The sequence below is a fragment of the Nonomuraea sp. NPDC050404 genome, assembly GCF_040655495.1.
Taxonomy (GTDB): domain Bacteria; phylum Actinomycetota; class Actinomycetes; order Streptosporangiales; family Streptosporangiaceae; genus Nonomuraea.
On record NZ_JBFAKB010000047.1, the window covers coordinates 1 to 14,546 of the forward strand.

18 protein-coding genes are annotated in these 14,546 nt (G+C 66.0%); 10 read left to right on the forward strand and 8 right to left on the reverse strand.

Features of this window, described 5'->3' with window-relative positions; all coding sequences use genetic code 11:
* Positions 1–626 precede the first annotated feature (626 nt).
* Genes AB0I81_RS60025 through AB0I81_RS60035 form a run of 3 tightly spaced genes read left to right on the forward strand, consistent with a single transcriptional unit; the run spans position 627 to position 4,262 of the window.
* Complete coding sequence (locus AB0I81_RS60025) at positions 627–1,949, forward strand: hypothetical protein (RefSeq protein ID WP_360678663.1); 1,323 nt, start codon at positions 627–629, stop codon at positions 1,947–1,949.
* A complete protein-coding gene (locus tag AB0I81_RS60030; protein ID WP_360678664.1) occupies positions 1,946–3,502 on the forward strand; it encodes a VWA domain-containing protein in 1,557 nt (518 codons plus the stop codon). The genes AB0I81_RS60025 and AB0I81_RS60030 overlap by 4 nt, the downstream gene beginning before the upstream one ends.
* Positions 3,489–4,262 (forward strand): hypothetical protein, encoded by a 774-nt coding sequence (locus AB0I81_RS60035; RefSeq protein WP_360678666.1) that lies wholly within the window; start codon positions 3,489–3,491, stop codon positions 4,260–4,262. The genes AB0I81_RS60030 and AB0I81_RS60035 overlap by 14 nt, the downstream gene beginning before the upstream one ends.
* Positions 4,263–4,456: 194 nt before the next feature.
* Here AB0I81_RS60035 and AB0I81_RS60040 read toward each other — a convergent pair whose 3' ends face one another.
* The 4 genes from AB0I81_RS60040 to AB0I81_RS60055 all read right to left on the reverse strand — a co-directional run bounded on the left by AB0I81_RS60040 (position 4,457) and on the right by AB0I81_RS60055 (position 6,212).
* Positions 4,457–4,684: a hypothetical protein gene (locus AB0I81_RS60040; RefSeq protein WP_360678668.1), complete on the reverse strand. Its 228-nt coding sequence runs from the start codon at positions 4,682–4,684 to the stop codon at positions 4,457–4,459.
* Between the two features lie 343 nt (positions 4,685–5,027).
* Positions 5,028–5,387, reverse strand: a complete 360-nt coding sequence (locus AB0I81_RS60045) for a luciferase family protein (RefSeq protein WP_360678670.1) — start codon at positions 5,385–5,387, stop codon at positions 5,028–5,030.
* 96 nt (positions 5,388–5,483) lie between these two features.
* On the reverse strand, positions 5,484–5,729 hold the full coding sequence (locus AB0I81_RS60050) for a three-helix bundle dimerization domain-containing protein (RefSeq protein WP_360678672.1): 246 nt from the start codon (positions 5,727–5,729) through the stop codon (positions 5,484–5,486).
* A gap of 243 nt (positions 5,730–5,972) precedes the next feature.
* On the reverse strand, positions 5,973–6,212 hold the full coding sequence (locus AB0I81_RS60055) for a hypothetical protein (RefSeq protein ID WP_360678674.1): 240 nt from the start codon (positions 6,210–6,212) through the stop codon (positions 5,973–5,975).
* Between the two features lie 1,125 nt (positions 6,213–7,337).
* Between AB0I81_RS60055 and AB0I81_RS60060 the strand changes: the two genes are divergently transcribed.
* The 3 genes from AB0I81_RS60060 to AB0I81_RS60070 all read left to right on the forward strand — a co-directional run bounded on the left by AB0I81_RS60060 (position 7,338) and on the right by AB0I81_RS60070 (position 8,635).
* Positions 7,338–7,676, forward strand: coding sequence for an STAS domain-containing protein (locus AB0I81_RS60060; RefSeq protein ID WP_360678676.1), 339 nt, complete (start codon positions 7,338–7,340; stop codon positions 7,674–7,676).
* A complete protein-coding gene (locus AB0I81_RS60065) occupies positions 7,673–8,041 on the forward strand; it encodes an STAS domain-containing protein (RefSeq protein ID WP_360678678.1) in 369 nt (122 codons plus the stop codon). The genes AB0I81_RS60060 and AB0I81_RS60065 overlap by 4 nt, the downstream gene beginning before the upstream one ends.
* A 228-nt stretch (positions 8,042–8,269) precedes the next feature.
* Complete coding sequence (locus AB0I81_RS60070; RefSeq protein WP_195893790.1) at positions 8,270–8,635, forward strand: hypothetical protein; 366 nt, start codon at positions 8,270–8,272, stop codon at positions 8,633–8,635.
* 104 nt (positions 8,636–8,739) lie between these two features.
* On the opposite strand, the gene AB0I81_RS60075 is transcribed toward AB0I81_RS60070, so the two are convergent.
* From AB0I81_RS60075 to AB0I81_RS60090, 4 genes are all read right to left on the reverse strand, one after another.
* Positions 8,740–9,180 (reverse strand): hypothetical protein, encoded by a 441-nt coding sequence (locus tag AB0I81_RS60075; RefSeq protein WP_360678680.1) that lies wholly within the window; start codon positions 9,178–9,180, stop codon positions 8,740–8,742.
* A 42-nt stretch (positions 9,181–9,222) separates the two neighbouring features.
* The gene (locus AB0I81_RS60080; protein WP_360678682.1) at positions 9,223–10,116 is read right to left on the reverse strand and encodes an IS982 family transposase; all 894 of its coding nucleotides are present in this window, start codon (positions 10,114–10,116) and stop codon (positions 9,223–9,225) included.
* A gap of 56 nt (positions 10,117–10,172) precedes the next feature.
* The gene (locus AB0I81_RS60085; protein ID WP_360678684.1) at positions 10,173–10,454 is read right to left on the reverse strand and encodes a hypothetical protein; all 282 of its coding nucleotides are present in this window, start codon (positions 10,452–10,454) and stop codon (positions 10,173–10,175) included.
* Between the two features lie 84 nt (positions 10,455–10,538).
* On the reverse strand, positions 10,539–11,840 hold the full coding sequence (locus AB0I81_RS60090) for a helix-turn-helix transcriptional regulator (protein ID WP_360678686.1): 1,302 nt from the start codon (positions 11,838–11,840) through the stop codon (positions 10,539–10,541).
* Positions 11,841–12,050: 210 nt separating this feature from the next.
* On the opposite strand from AB0I81_RS60090, the gene AB0I81_RS60095 reads away from it, so the two are divergent.
* The 4 genes from AB0I81_RS60095 (at position 12,051) to AB0I81_RS60110 (ending at position 14,542) form a co-directional block, all read left to right on the forward strand.
* Complete coding sequence (locus AB0I81_RS60095) at positions 12,051–12,359, forward strand: hypothetical protein (RefSeq protein ID WP_360678688.1); 309 nt, start codon at positions 12,051–12,053, stop codon at positions 12,357–12,359.
* Positions 12,360–12,452: 93 nt separating this feature from the next.
* Positions 12,453–12,851, forward strand: a complete 399-nt coding sequence (locus AB0I81_RS60100; RefSeq protein ID WP_360678690.1) for a hypothetical protein — start codon at positions 12,453–12,455, stop codon at positions 12,849–12,851.
* Between the two features lie 360 nt (positions 12,852–13,211).
* Positions 13,212–13,349, forward strand: a complete 138-nt coding sequence (locus AB0I81_RS60105; protein WP_360678692.1) for a hypothetical protein — start codon at positions 13,212–13,214, stop codon at positions 13,347–13,349.
* Entirely contained in the window at positions 13,346–14,542 is a 1,197-nt protein-coding gene (locus tag AB0I81_RS60110) for a methyltransferase domain-containing protein (protein WP_360678694.1), read from the forward strand. The genes AB0I81_RS60105 and AB0I81_RS60110 overlap by 4 nt, the downstream gene beginning before the upstream one ends.
* Positions 14,543–14,546 lie beyond the last annotated feature (4 nt).

Below are 14,546 nucleotides of genomic sequence, written 5' to 3' on the forward strand. Positions count from 1 at the left end.
CGATCTCGGAGGGCCAACCTCCATCACCAGCACAGCACCGCCTTCAGAAAGCACGACCTTCTACATCGCAACCTCCAACAGCGTTCGTGGCACACGAATCTCCACGTCCTTGTCCCGATCGCTCATAGGCAGCAATCGCAGCGCGGCGAATGCGTTGGTGATGGTGAGGTAGGCCAGGCGGAGGAGCACGGCCGGTCATCATGCCGCACTCGGTTCCATCTTCTGGGTGGCCGGAATTCGCGCATGCCACGCGAAGCCTTCGCAGAGCCGTGACCTCCATGGATGAAATTTTCGGCAGGCGCAGAGTCGCCCGACCGAGTCGTGGAGGAACTGCATAGTGTCGTTCCCGCGATTCATGCGTAGTCGATACGTCAGAATCTACAGAGCGAGGACGGTGGCTAGGATGTCCGCAGCGAACGCGATGACCGATCCGGCCTGATTTGTGCTCGATGGAGGAGACGCATCTTCCCGGGTCGCTCCTGAGTTCTGAATCAAACCCAGTGGCTGAAAGCCGAGGTGAGAGGCACCCGAGCGGCGGGCCCCTCTCACGTTCCGCCGGAACCGGCCCACCCGGGGCAGATGCCCCAAATAATCATCGATTCTCCCGGATTGCACAGGAGAAGCTGGTGTCCGAAGCAGACAAGCCGCACAGCACATCCGAATCTGACGGATTACGCACCGCACAGGAACCCCGACTGCGCATCCGCGACGTGGATCGCCCCCGCTCACGCGTACCGATCCACGTCATCGTCGCTCTTCCGCTGGCCCTGATCGGGCTGATCGCTCTGCTCGCCACCGGCAACGCGCTACGCCCGTTCGAGAGCATCACCGTGATCGAGGCCAGGATGGGCTCTAAGTCCGACTACTTCGAAGACCCCGAGGTACAGCGGCTGCTGCTGAAGCACGGCCTAGTTGTCGTCATCCGGCGGCTCGGCTCCCGCAGCATCGCCATGCAGTCCCTGGAAGGCTTGGACGTGGTCTTTCCGTCCGGCCAGCCTGCGTCAGAGCTGATCCGGCAGCTGATCCGCAAACGGCAGGGCCCCCCGCCGAATTCGATGTCCCCCTTCGTCACGCCGCTCGTGCTCGGCACGTTCCGGGCCTACGCCGAGACCCTGGTGGAGAGGGGCGTGGCCACCCGGCAGCCTGCGGAGAGCGGCGGCGAGACGCTTTACTACGACCTCGACATGCAAAAATTCATCCAGCTACTCGACAATCTACCGGACAGCTACAGTTACGGCAGAGCTGAGGGTGCGGACACCTGGAACGGGCTCGGCTTCGACAAGCATCCCGGGCGCAGCAACAGCGGCCGGGTCATGGTCCGCACCTCCAGCGTCTGCGAATCCAACTCCGCGGCCACCTACCTGAGCATTCTCGCCTTTGTGGCGAACGGCAACAAGCCACCCGGCGCGGGCAAAGCCAGCAAGGCCGAAGAGATGCGCGAGGCTGGGCAGGTCGCCGAAAAGATCAAACCCCTGATCAATATCCAGGGCCTGGAGGCCGCCGAACAGGACGAAGGCTACTTCTCCCACGATGGCGAGAACATGGCACCCATTGTCCTGAAGTACGAGCATCAGTACCTGGCCTACCAGATCGAGTACGAACAGAAACGCCACCGGCCGGACACAAATCGGGTCCTGCTCTACCCCACTCCCCATGCCCTCACCGAGCCGCAGCTCATCTCCCTGAGCAGCAAGGGGGACCGGCTGGTCGACCTCGTCAAGAAGGACTCCGAACTGCGCCAGCGCGCCATCGAGCTGGGTTTCCGCGTCAGCTTCTCCGAAGAGGACGGCACCAGCAACCCGCTCAACAATTACATGAGGAAGCAGGGGATACAGGTGCCGAATCCGAACCATGACGAGATCAAGGTGTCGGAACCCAACCTGGACGTCCTGGAGCAGATGATCAAATCCGTGGGCTCATGCGAGGCGGCCGGGCAGGACGCCGAATGAATCGGTACGTACGCACCCTCATCGCCTGTCTAACGCTGCTCGCGGTCCTCACCTCCTGCACTCAGGGCGATGAGGACGTCACCCTGCGGGTCCTCGCCAGCCCCGAACTCGTCGACGTGGAACCGCTGCTGAGCCAGCTGAAGGACGACACCGGCGTCAAGCTGGACGTGGACTACCGGGCGGAGGCCGATCTGTCCGGCGCCCGGAGTTTGTCGTATGACCTGGCATGGCCCGCGTCCGACCGCTCGTTCCTGCTGCGGCTGCAGGAGTCGGGTGAACAGATGACCCGACCCGAGTCGACCCCGATCATGCGCTCGCCCGTGGTGGTCGGCCTCACCCGGGAGGTTGCCGACACCCTGCGGGCCAAGACGCCCAGCGAGCGCCTGTCGTGGGCGGACATCGCGGACGCGGCCACCGACGGCACCATACGGTTCGGGATAGCCGATCCACACAGCAATGAGACCGGGCGCGCGGCCCTCGTCGGCGTCGCCACCGCTGCCGCCAGAACCGGCAGCGCCCTGCGCGAACAGGACGTCTCCTGCAACTGGATGCGCGGCTTCCGCTCCGGCCAGACCCTCACCGGCGCCAGCTCACCGGAACTCATCGCGACATATACGGGCCATCAGAGCGAGGCCAACGCACTGATCGCCCACGAGTCCGACCTGCTGTCCCTCAACGCCAACAAACTGCGTGAGCCCCTTCAGATCGTCTACCCAGAGGACGGCATGGTGCTTTCCGACTTCCCGCTGCTCCTGCTCGACCCCAGCGAGCGGACCGCCTACCGGAAGGTGACCGACTGGCTGCTGCAGGCCGACGTGCAGCGCAAGCTGATGCAGAGCACCTGGCGCCGCCCGGTCAACCAGGACGTCACACCGGCCGGTCCCCTACGCTCGGCGATCGGCAACGCCCTGTCCTACCCTGACAGGCTCTCCATCGTGAAGCGACTGATCGCCGATTACGGGGATCCCGCGAGCACCCCCGACCAGGTGGTGTTTCTGCTCGACTTCTCCGGCTCCATGCGCGGCGCGCAAATCGCCGGCCTGCGCACTGCATTCGCCGGACTCAGCGGCGCCGACCCCATGTCCACCGGCAAGTTCGCCCGCTTCTACCGGGGCGAGCAAATTACCGTCATACGGTTCGGCCACCGGGTTCTTCAGGAACGCACGGTGACCGTGCGCGACGACGGCGATCTGCGCGCCCTCAGAAAGGTCGCGGCCGCCGACTCATTCGACGATTCCACCGCCATCTGGTCGGCCCTCGAACGCGGCTACCGCATCGCCGCGGCCGCCGTCCGGAAGGCGCCCGAACAGCCCGTATCCATCGTGCTGATGACGGACGGCGAAAACAACGCGGGCATCTCGTACGAGGAATTTCTGCGCCGCCACCGCGAGCTGGGCGCGGATGCGCGCAAAGTGCGCACCTTCCCCGTCCACTTCGGCGATGCCGATGCGGTCGCCCTGGAGAAGGCCGCGGACGCAACCGGGGGCCGCATGGTTGACGCCGACCTTTCCTCATTATCTGACGCTTTCAAGGAGATCCGTGGGTGTCATTAACGGTCAGTGGTGGAGCATGCAGTGGCCGTGGATGGTCGTCTGGCTCCTGACGGTGGCCTGCTTCGCCGTGGTGCTCCAGTATGTGCTGGGACGCTGGGCGGCCGCTCGCCGCAGGCGGCGCCGGGAGAATCAGCCCGTTCCCGGCATATGCATCTTTCTCCATGAGGCGCGGGTCGAGGAGGTCGCGGACATCCTCGGCATCCGGAGGGAGGCCGCGCTCGTGTCTTACGAAAAAATTGTCTCCAACGGCATCAAGCTGTTCGGCAAGGTCCTCCCCTTTGGCGACGCGGGGGCCGGGCGCGACACGAGCACGCAGATGCGCAGGGAGTACCAGGAGCCTGACAGGCCCATGAAGACAATCCGCCTGATCATGGACACGCTGCAGGAAAAGGACATGGTGGTGGACGCCGACCTCGCTACCGGGCAGCTCGTCCTGACCGCAGGCCTTGCCGACAAGCTGCGGGGCACCGAGGCCCAAGGCGTACCGTTGACCGCCATCGGCAGGGTCTACATCTCGGTCTCCGGTCTCTTCACGGTCCGAAGGGACGGCGATCACGTCGTTCTGTGCGCCCGCTACGGCACCGGCGAGCCGCTCGCGCAAATGAAGATCACCTGCGACAAGGCCTGGGTGCGTGATGAGTCCCGGGTCGACAGCTTCTCGAAGGAGGACGAGGTTCCGGCCACCTGTTTGGGCAGGTTGCGTACCTGGAACAGTGCGAGCGCCGAACTCGCGCTGGACCCGATCTCGATCTTCCAGTGAATATCCGGCATCCTGCGGTCCCGGCCGACCGGCGGCGAACTGGATCCAACCGGCCCTATCGACACCGGGAGCATCGGGAGATCGGACTGGTCGGCGTCGCCGCGGCGATCTACCATGCCACCAGAGGGCGGGTTCGGTCGCTGCGCATCACCATCGAGCAGTCGCTCTGGCCGAAGTGGCCATCCACCTAGCCCTCACGGCAGGCGCAGCTCGGTGACCTTCACCGCGATCGGGCCGTTGGGGTCGTAGACCAGGCGGACCGCGACGCGGCCCTGCCGGAGCAGCTTGTAGAAGTCCAGCAGGGTGCACGTGGGCCTGCCGTACCTCTTGGTGCTCCAGCTGTTGTACGGGGAGCCCGCCACGCGTTGGCCGCACTTCCGGTTGCCCTGGCGGTGGACGAGACCTTCGGCGTAGTCGATCATGATGGATTTGCCGGTTTTCTTACCCAGGTCCCAGGCAAGGGTGCCCCAGTTGGGGATCTCTAAGCTTCTTGGCCACCAGCGAGTTCTGGTACCGCTGAGGCTCCTCGCAGGGCTTCAAGCGGAAACGGCAGGAAGAACAGAGGGTGGTACCAGACCTCACTGAAGCGGAAGCCGCGCCAGGGCAGCGGCACCCATGCTCGTTCGAAGGCGGTACCAAATCTGGTTCGTAGACCCAGCCCGCTGGGAACCCCACCACAAGATCGAAGTTCGACCGCCGACCGCCCCGCATCCGGCAAGCTGACCGCAACACCACCTCCGGTCCCGGTGCCGGACGTGACGTCGCTCACCGGTGATCGTGAGCCTCGATCGCCACACTCATCAGACCGAACAACAGCTGAAGATCGGATTCGGGGTGTAGCCGCAGGATCACCCAGGCACCGTCGGGGCAGACGCTCACCTGACCGCAGGAGCGCAGGCTCGATCCGATCCGATCGATAACCGGCCTCGTCAAACACAACCGCACCCGATCATCGTCGATCAACTGGAGAACCTCGATGCCGGCGACGGCGACAGAGATGTCATCGCCGCTCATATTCACCGACAGCGCAGGCCAGCCTCGTAACTCGGCTATCGCCCAGGCCGCGTAGAACCCCCGTCGTGACGCCGGCCTGCGGATAAGGGACGCCCCTGCCACATCTGTCATGCTGCTGCACGCAGCACCGTGCTGTCATCGTCCGTTCCACAACCGTTACCTCGGCATGGACCGGTCCGCTGCGGCGGCACGACCATGCTGCGACCATCAACCGGGCGACGCACCGGGTGGAGAGGGCTCGGCGATCAGGCGGTGCAGCTCTTCCCGGGCGACCTTGGCGGCGAGCAGGGGGACGAAGTCCCTGACCGGTACATGGTCGAACCTGTGCCAGGCGCGGTCGATCGCCGCGAGTACCTGCTCTGGTGTGCATCTGTCGGCGAACGCGCCCGTGAGCTCATCCTTCAGCTGCGAACGCGCCTGCTCCTCAAAAACCTCAGATGTCTCATCAGCCATGCCTCATTTCCTTTCGCCCGCGTCGGTAGCACGTTCCCTCCGGCGAGTGCCCACCATGCACAACTCCACCATCGGTGCCGCCAGCCGATTTTGGTAGAGAGTTGAAGCAGTTTCGCTCAAGGGCGACGGGTAGCGGTCGAAGGGCGCCGCTTCGACAGGCACGAACGACGACGGTGGGCAACCGGTATGGCTTTCGCCGACGACGGGGTGTTATTGGTGAGGCCGGGCAACCGAGTGCACCGGTCAGGATCCGGTGGATCCGTCGTTCTTCATGGACGGGCCGTTTGTCATCGCACCGCGCAGCCCGTCGATGATCGACCACGCGTCTTGAACGAGCGTCGAGGAGTCCGGCACCTCGATGTACAGCACGCCGGCGAGGTTGAGCGACACCAAATCGATCCGCGAGCTGCGACTGAACGACGTCGACCTGGGCAACCGGCGATTCACCATCGCTGGCAAGTTCCGCCCGATCGATGCGCTCACGCACCAGGGTCCTGCTCGACTGGCTCCCCCATGGGCAGCCGCTGCCCAGACACGGCGAACCCGCATCTGATCATCAATCAGAAGAGTGCGATGGGCGCTCATCCCGTCAGCATCCTGTGGGGCGACAAGAATCTCCGCGGCCGGGCCGCGACCCTGGAACGGCTTCGCGCGGACCTGCGACTCGAAGAGGCCTTGGCCCACGGAGCCGATCCGCTGCACCCGGCATCGGTGTTCGGCCTCGACCCCAAGACCGCGATCCGTTACGCCGAAAACGCCCGAGTGCTTCTGGGATTTGCCGAGAAGCAAGGTCCCGCCAGTTCTCGCGAACCCAAGGGTCAGAACCGTCCATACAGCGCGAAAAGCCCTTGGGTTCATCCTGAGGACCCTTCAGTTCGCGCGAACTCTGGGACTTCCGTCCTGGTCGTTAACGACAGTGACATGAGGTACACGCGAAGGTGGTTCGCCCCTGCTCGGCGGCCAGTTCGTGGACAGAACCGGGAGGCCGTCAGGGGGAGCGTCGGCGTGCCGCCCGATCGTGCTCAGCGGTGATGCGGGCAGAGGTCTCCTCGCCCAGGCGAACGTAGCGGCCGAGCCTGGCCAGGTGCTGATGGCGGCTCTTGGCCAGCAGCTCGGGCGCGGTGTGGCCGGCCTGGGCGAGGTGCTGCAGTGCCGTGGCGCAGCTGGTGCAGCGCCCAGCCGTCGCCGTGCGGGCCGAGTGCAGCGGAGGCGGTCTTGAACAGGTGCTCGGCGCGGAGGTAGGACAGCCGCCTGCGGCCGATGCTGGGGCAGAGGTCGGCGGCCGCGGGCGTGCGAGGTCCTAAGGTGGAGGCAGACCGGTCGGCCAGGAGGACGGGGCCGACGGTGCGGCCCTTCAGCAGGCGGGAAGTGGCCCAGTGCACGTACTCGATTGCGCTACACGTGACTACCTCAAGACCATGTGACGATCTGGCTTTCCTGCATCCGAGTTCAGCTTTAGGCTCGACGGTGACGGCATGTGGCCGCCCCATCACCCGGCCGACTCCCCAAGACGGTGATGATCACCATCGCTCCGCCTTCTACGCCCCGAACTTCGGCGAGGCCCTCATGTCGCCCTTGAGCCTTGACTGCCAGCCATTCACTCTAGGCGTGGTCATCATCGTGGCCGGCGAGCTGGACGCCACCAACACTGACGACCTGGAAACCTACATCGACCGGATGCGGCAGCCCGGCCGACCCGTTGTCCTCGACTTGGGCGAGCTCACCTTCATGGACAGCACCGGCCTGCATGTCCTGCTCCGCGTGCACGGCGACGTACGCCGGCAAGGCGGCTCCTTACACCTGGCCGCCGTACAGGATCTGCCCGGCCGCCTGCTGCAGATCACCGAAGTATGGGATGCGCTCGACATCCACCCCAGCGCACAGGCCGCTATCACGGCCCTGCTCCGCCCCCCTGCACCGTCGCCGCACCTGCGGAGGCTGCTATGAAACTGACCCACCGCTACCAGTCCGGCGCGTGCGTGATCACGATCGCCGGTGAGGTGGACGTCACCACCTCGCGTGAACTGGAAACCTACCTCGACCTGGTACGCCGCAGCCTGGACGACCATCTGATCATCGATGCCGGCAACCTGTCCTTCCTGGACAGCTCCGGCCTGGCCGTGCTGCTCGCCGCCGCGGTGCTCGCCCAAGCCCGCGGCGCCGCCGTCCACCTGGCCGGGCTGCAACCACGGGTGGCCCGGATCCTGGAGATCACCGGCGCCATGGTCGCCATCCGGACCCACGAACACGTGGAGCAGGCGCTGACCGCGATCGAGAGTATGAGCGGGACCGGAATGGCCGAACCGGCATGAGCACTTACCGTGAACCGCCGATGCTCACAGCACACCGCCTGAGCACAAGGGAGTCGGCGCCACAGTAGCTGGAAGACCAGGTCCGCCACAGGCTTCACGCAGTTGTTGAGGTGGCGACCAAGTGTTGATCAAAGTATGTCGCCGGCCCGGCTGACGTGCGAGATCTGAGCGCATCGTGAGGTCCAGAGTGACACCGTCGCCTAGCCTCTTCACCGGAACGGTTCGCTCATGTCCACTCGCCTTTCCCTGGCGGCTGTCGCCTTCGCCATCATCGCTGTCGCCCCTTCACCCGCTTCTGCCCAGCCGGCAGGTGGTTGGCAGGATGACGCGGGCTGGGGATCGGTCACCGTCTCGGCCGATCGTCAGCACATCGAAGTGTGCGATCTGCATGATGACGGGCAGGCTGTGCGGGTCGAGTACGCGACCAACTACCTGCAGAAATGGACCGTTGTTGACACCAACGGAGCCCGTTGGGGCTGCGGGACCGACTCCACCATGATCAGCCGTATCACCGTCTTCAAATTGTGCCAGGGACGTACCTTCGGCACCTGCCGTCCCTCCGTATGGGTATCCCGCTCCGGCTACCTGGGATAAGCCCTCTTTCTCCCGCACGGCGGCCACGAGCACCGATTGACCGTGAGGATGAGGTGGACGCTTCCGCCAGAGTATGGCCCACCGACTCACACCGAATCGAGCAGTCAAAAGTGCGGACAGGGGTGCTGGCTCGCCGTCCACGGGCTGCTGCTGCCGTCACGGTAGCGGTCGTAAAAGCCCCGGGCATGCGCGTACTGCCCGGTGGTGTACCAGGTCAGGGTCGGGTGGCGGGTCTCCAACTCGCGCAGGGCCAGCGTGCCCAACCCGCAGCAGTGCCACTCGGGCGAAAAGCTGATCTTTCTCAGCAGGCCGATGCAGCAGGGTTCACAGATCGTGTACTGGACGCGACCAAGCGAAGCTGCCCCATCGGCGGCGATTGAGAAATCAAACGATGAGGTTGACCCGTCATCTGCCCTGCGAAGGCGGCTAGGCGTCGCAGCGGCCCGCGCGATGGTTTCCGCTCGGGCGCGGCTGGCCGCGGCGTACAGGCTCCACCCCAGGTTGGCATCCAGCTCGGCGACGATGATGTCGCCCCAGCCCGGCAACTCGACGCTCTTCCGCGCTAGACGAGTAAGTCCGATCTCCGGTCAGTGGTCGTAGGCGGTCAGTGACCGGGTGATCGGTGCGTTGGTTGCGTTGTTGTGCCAGATCGCGGCGGCCATCGCCAGGACGCGCTGGGCGACGCGGACGGCGACGCCGTCGAAGGACCGGCCACCGTGGTCTTCCAGGTCAAGCTGGCCCTTGAGGGTGTCGTTGACCGACTCGATCAGTTGCCGGACTTTCTTGAGCATCGACTCGCCGTAGCGGGCCTTCTCGTTTTTGCGGGACGGCCGCAGCATGGTGATCCCGTATTCGCCCAGCAGCGTCTCGAAGTCCTTGCCGGCGAACCCCTTGTCGCAGATCAGCAAAATGCCGTCGTGTTCTGCCGCCACGCTCGCCTCGACTTCGAGCATCGCGGCCAGTACCTCGCGTTCGCCGATCTTCGGGTCGGCCAGGGCCCACAGGATCGGCATTCCGGCTGGGGTGCACACCAGGTACAGCTTTAGTCCCCAGGAGAACCGCGAGTGGCTGGCGCAGTAGCCGTAGCCCGCCCACCCGGCCAGGTCCGAGCGTTTCACGGTGGGCCGGGACATGCCGCAGGGTATCGGGGTGGAGTCCACGATCCAGCAGTCGTCGAGCCAGAAGTCGCTCGATTTCGCGAGCATCCGGATGACTCGCTTGATCAGGCCCAGCGCGGCACGCAGCCGTTTGTTGTAGCCGGATTGCTGCGGCAGGTAAGGGAACAGGCCCGTCAGGTGCTTGCGGGCGTAGCGCAGCCAGTGCGCCTCGGAGGTGAACCCGAGCAGCGACTGAGCGACCGCGACACACACCAGCTCGGAATCGGTCAGCGCCGGGGGCCGGCCCGTCCATCGCGGTCCCTTCAGCTCATCGTCGATCTTCACGTACAGTGCGGTCAGGAGGGTGTTCAGGTCTTGCGTCACAACATGATCTTGAACGCCCTCTCCTCATGTCTGATCACTGGCCCAGAACATAGGACTTACTCGTCTAGAAGATCGGCCAGACGAACTCTCCAGGCGTCGGCGAACTCGGCCGGGCCACGATGCTCGCTGTCTTGCTCCGCCACCGTCTGTTGGAAAGCGTCACGTACGATCGCCTGTGTCGCGGCCCGCCGCACTCGCCGCTCAACGTCGTCGTGCTGCGGCACGCCCGCAGCTACCTCCCGGACCAAGGCGATCACGGCTCGTAGCCCTGCCGGACGGGGAGCCTCCGCCTCGGGCCACGACTCGGGCAGAGGCTTCCACAGCAACCGCACCAGCATGCCAGCACCATAATCGGCGGCGATCTTCCCGGCATGAGATCTGCCCAGGCGGTCTGGAAACGGGCTTCGCGACGCCACCGCCGGTCAGGCTTCGATGGCCAGCAGCGATCGTACGTCCTTCACCACGGGCCGATCTCGTGACCCCACCGGTACAGCCTGCAACACCATCCGCCCGGCCTGCATGACCGAAGACGTCCGATGCGTCAACGGCAACGGCTCCAAGACGTCAGCCGCCGCCTGTAGCCCTTCATCGACACCACCGCGAACCACCGTGCACCGCGCTGTCAGCAAACGCGCGATGGCCGGGTACTGATAGTCGGGATGGGACGCGATAACGGCCTCGCGCGCCTCCATCGCGCGGGACTCATCACCCGTCGCGCTGTAGACCCAGACCTTGGCGTAAGGAAGCTGGCTTGTGCGCCAGTAGTCGGCCATGATGCCGACCGGGAGACGTTCGGTGGCGGGCCTGTCGCTGACGCGTTCCAGTGTGGCGCGTGCTTCGTCGTTGCGGCCGATCATGGACAGAGCTCTGGAGCGGGTGTAGGAGATCAGCGCGGCCCCGTAGGAGTTCGGGGCTTGGTCAACGAGTGGTTGGGCGCTGTTCAGCATCCTCAGCACCGTTGCCGGATCGCGCTGGCCGCCTTCGATTCCGTGCCCTGCCTCCGTGGCCCGTACGCCGAGCTGCAGGTGCAGGTCGCCGGAGGCGTCGGCGGCATGGCGGGCGGTGCGCCACCAGCGGATCGCTGCCCCGTGGTCGCCCAGCCGGGTGAGCACGTTGGCGTGCAGCGTCGACAAGGCCGCGAGCGGCCGATACAAGCCTCTTGTCTGGGCGTGATCGACGCCGAACTGCGCGGCGGTCCTCTGGACTTGGCGCAGAACAACAGCGAGGTCGATATGGACATCCGTCTGGGCCTCAGCGGGTGGGCGGTGGCGGATGGCGTGCAGGTGGTCCGCGCACGCGAGTTCCCACTCCTCGGCCGATCGCGAGGCGGGGATGCTGAGGTCGATGAGCTGGCGTAGTGCTTCTGCAGGGCCAACCACTCCTAGCCCGGCGGCCATTTGCAGAAGGCGGCGGCGTTCCGTGGCGTCCTCCTCGTAATAGTCGTTCATGTCCAGAGTACGCATGTGGCTCATAGCGGCGATAGAGGGAAGAAACCCCGTGTTTGAAGCGGATTTCGCCGTGATTCTCTCAGATGCCTCAATAAGCGCACCTTGCGCATTGGTGGCGGCTTCCAGTGCCAGCAACACTTTACGGCTTGGAGTCCCCTGTCCGCTTTCTAGCTTTTGCACATAGCTGCGTGATATGCCCGCCGCCTTCGCTAGCGCCTCATGGGTTCGCTCTCCCCGCAGACGGCACAGGATCTGGGCAAACGTCTCCTCGTTCATTCTCGCCTCCGCCATGCCCGGCGTCTTTGCCACTGCCTGCCACTGGCCCGTGGTGGCAGGCAGTGGCAGTAAGTCAGCGCTTCTTGTATGGACCGCGCCTGCCCGTGCTGGCCACGCTACTGCTGAACGGCGTAAACGTCCCGCGAATCATGCTCGCGCATTCTCGGAACGAATACGCCGCGCCATGCCAGATGCGATGGAGATCCTGAAATGTTCGAGTTGTTGCGCGCTCCCGTCGAGCCCACCGCCCATGCCAGCGAGATCGCGGCATGGCTACGGCTCGACGTGCGAGATCGTCAACTCGTCGTGCTGCGCAACACCTTCCACCCGTGGCAGATCGCCTACACCCTCACAGCAGCGGGGCTGGTCTGGAGGGCCGAGCCCTCGTGGCGGCTCACGCTGGAGGAGGTGACCGCCGGGGTGCGGCGGATCGTGGAGTGCCGCAACCTCATCGATCTCATGGCGGACCTGGCCGATCAGGTGGCGATCATCCAGCGCCTGGCCGGTCCGCACCGATGAAGCCTCCGGCCCGTGCCGGGCGGGCGGCCGGCCGGGCACCAGGCCGGGCCTCGTGCCCCGGCGCCATGAAGAACCAACCCGAGGGAGAACCCCATGACAGCCAGATCGCTTCAGCCCGACCTGTGGGCGGTAGCCGTGGAAGAGGCGAAGTTCACGCTGCTCGACGGCACGGGGATCGAGTACGCGGCGATCGGGGACGGCGACGACTACGCCGTTCGCGACAAGGACCGGCCGCAGGTCGAGATCCGCCGGCCCGGTGACGACTTCCGCAGGCTGGGTGCGTTGCTCGGCCGGGAATCCGACCTCGAGCAGCCGATCGAGGGTCTCTACGACATCGATGTGGACGACGACCGGCACGAGGCGATCAAGGGAACGGGCCTGGCCTACGCCCCGATCGACGACCACGACGCCGTCAGCGTCCGCGACCAGGAGCACCCGGGCGAGATCCGCAGGCCCGGCAACGACTGGCGCAAGCTCGGCACGACTCTCTGACGCTGGCCTATGCCTCGTGCCGGGGCATGCTGAAGATCTGCCCCGGTACTTGACCGGCGCGGCGGCGATGCGGCCCACACACCCCGTATGCCCTTCCGCCGCCGCGCCACCGGACGTGACCGTTGTCCACCGAGGAACGCCCCTTCCACGAAGGGCAGGCCCTAGCTGTGCGACGGCCGAGCCGAGGCAAGCCAACGCCTGTGATGAGCCGAACACCAGCACAACACGACGTCACAACAGGTCCGGTGCGGCAACCACCGGCCGGACGCCGGGGCCCGCCTCAACAGCCTCGCGGGCGACACCCCATCCAAGACCGTGGCTCACCCCAACAGCCACCACTACAGAAAGAGGGAAGACAGCATGGGCGGAAAGCACGAAGATCCCAAGAGCCCCAAAGACAAAGAGGTCACCGGTGCGGAGGGCGGCACCAGCAGCACCAACGACCAGCATCAAGAGGCCCAGGGCGGCCACGCCAAGGGCGGGAAGGGCAAGAAGTGAGCGCGACCCCCGAACGCCTCGACCGGCTCATCGCAGCTCTGGACCCTGATGAGGCCGGTGACATCGGCGAGCCGATCCGGGAGGCGGTGCGTGCGGTGCCGCGCCACCTGTTCATCCCGCCCGTGGGCCTGGTCGTCGAAGAGGAGGGCGCGCCGTACCTGATAGACCGCGACGCCGACCCCGGCACCTGGTGGGACACCGTCTACTCGCGCAGCATCATCGTCACCCAGCTCAACGACGGCGCCACCGAATTGCGCGGTCTGCGGGGCGATTCCACCTCCTCGGCATCCGCGCCGTCCACGGTGGCCGACCTGCTCAACCACCTGCAGCCAGGCCCCGGCCACCGGATCCTCGAAGTGGGCACCGGTACCGGGTGGACGGCGGCGCTGCTGTCACATCTCGTCGGGGATCACGGGGAGGTGACCTCCGTCGAGGTGGACCCGCAGGTGGCCGGGCAGGCGGCGAAGAACCTTGCCGCTGCCGGGGTTCGAGCGCGGCTGCTGGTCGGAGACGGCGCGCTCGGCTGCAGCGACGGGGAACCCTACGATCGGGTGCACGTCACCTGCGGCGTGCGGGACATCCCGTACGCGTGGGTGGAACAGTGCCGCCCCGGTGGCGTGATCGTGCTGCCGTGGCATCCCGGTTACGGCACCAGCCACGCGCTCCGCCTGGAGGTACAGGAGGACGGGACCGCGGTCGGGCGGGTGGTCGGCTACGCCGGCTACATGATGATGCGCTCCCAGCGTCCCGAGGCAGGCGAGGAGCCGCCGCCGGGGCAGGAGCGGCGGCACTACCGCTCGGCGCTCGATCCGCGGGCGCTGGACCAGCTGGGCGCGGGCGTGGATCTGGCCATCGGCGCGCTGACCGGTCTGCGGTCGCACACCAGCGAGGGCGCCGATGAGGACGGCCCGTACGTGCGCACGTGGGTCAGCGATCCCGACGACACCCGTTCCTGGGCGGTGGTCACGTGGCGGCCCGGCAGTGCGGATCACGGGGTGCAGCAGGTGGGCGAGCGGCCGGTGTGGGATGAGGTGCTGCGGGCCTATGCCCGCTGGGTGAGCTGGGGCGAGCCGCACTGGCAGCGTTACGGCATCACCGTCGCACCCGGCGGCCAGTCGATCTGGCTGGATACGCCGGAACGGGTGCTGAGCAGCGCCGGAGCCTGTACGGATCAGCACACCTGCCACGGCTGACCGA

What these genes read in the sequence shown, in the direction of transcription:
- AB0I81_RS60030 (WP_360678664.1), top strand. Translation starts at nt 1,946, where the DNA reads ATGAATCGGTACGTACGCACCCTCATCGCCTGTCTAACGCTGCTCGCG.
- AB0I81_RS60040 (WP_360678668.1), bottom strand. Translation starts at nt 4,684, where the DNA reads ATGATCGACTACGCCGAAGGTCTCGTCCACCGCCAGGGCAACCGGAAG.
- AB0I81_RS60045 (WP_360678670.1), bottom strand. Translation starts at nt 5,387, where the DNA reads ATGACAGATGTGGCAGGGGCGTCCCTTATCCGCAGGCCGGCGTCACGA.
- AB0I81_RS60050 (WP_360678672.1), bottom strand. Translation starts at nt 5,729, where the DNA reads ATGGCTGATGAGACATCTGAGGTTTTTGAGGAGCAGGCGCGTTCGCAG.
- AB0I81_RS60065 (WP_360678678.1), top strand. Translation starts at nt 7,673, where the DNA reads ATGAAACTGACCCACCGCTACCAGTCCGGCGCGTGCGTGATCACGATC.
- AB0I81_RS60070 (WP_195893790.1), top strand. Translation starts at nt 8,270, where the DNA reads ATGTCCACTCGCCTTTCCCTGGCGGCTGTCGCCTTCGCCATCATCGCT.
- AB0I81_RS60085 (WP_360678684.1), bottom strand. Translation starts at nt 10,454, where the DNA reads ATGCTGGTGCGGTTGCTGTGGAAGCCTCTGCCCGAGTCGTGGCCCGAG.
- AB0I81_RS60090 (WP_360678686.1), bottom strand. Translation starts at nt 11,840, where the DNA reads ATGAACGAGGAGACGTTTGCCCAGATCCTGTGCCGTCTGCGGGGAGAG.
- AB0I81_RS60095 (WP_360678688.1), top strand. Translation starts at nt 12,051, where the DNA reads ATGTTCGAGTTGTTGCGCGCTCCCGTCGAGCCCACCGCCCATGCCAGC.
- AB0I81_RS60100 (WP_360678690.1), top strand. Translation starts at nt 12,453, where the DNA reads ATGACAGCCAGATCGCTTCAGCCCGACCTGTGGGCGGTAGCCGTGGAA.
- AB0I81_RS60105 (WP_360678692.1), top strand. Translation starts at nt 13,212, where the DNA reads ATGGGCGGAAAGCACGAAGATCCCAAGAGCCCCAAAGACAAAGAGGTC.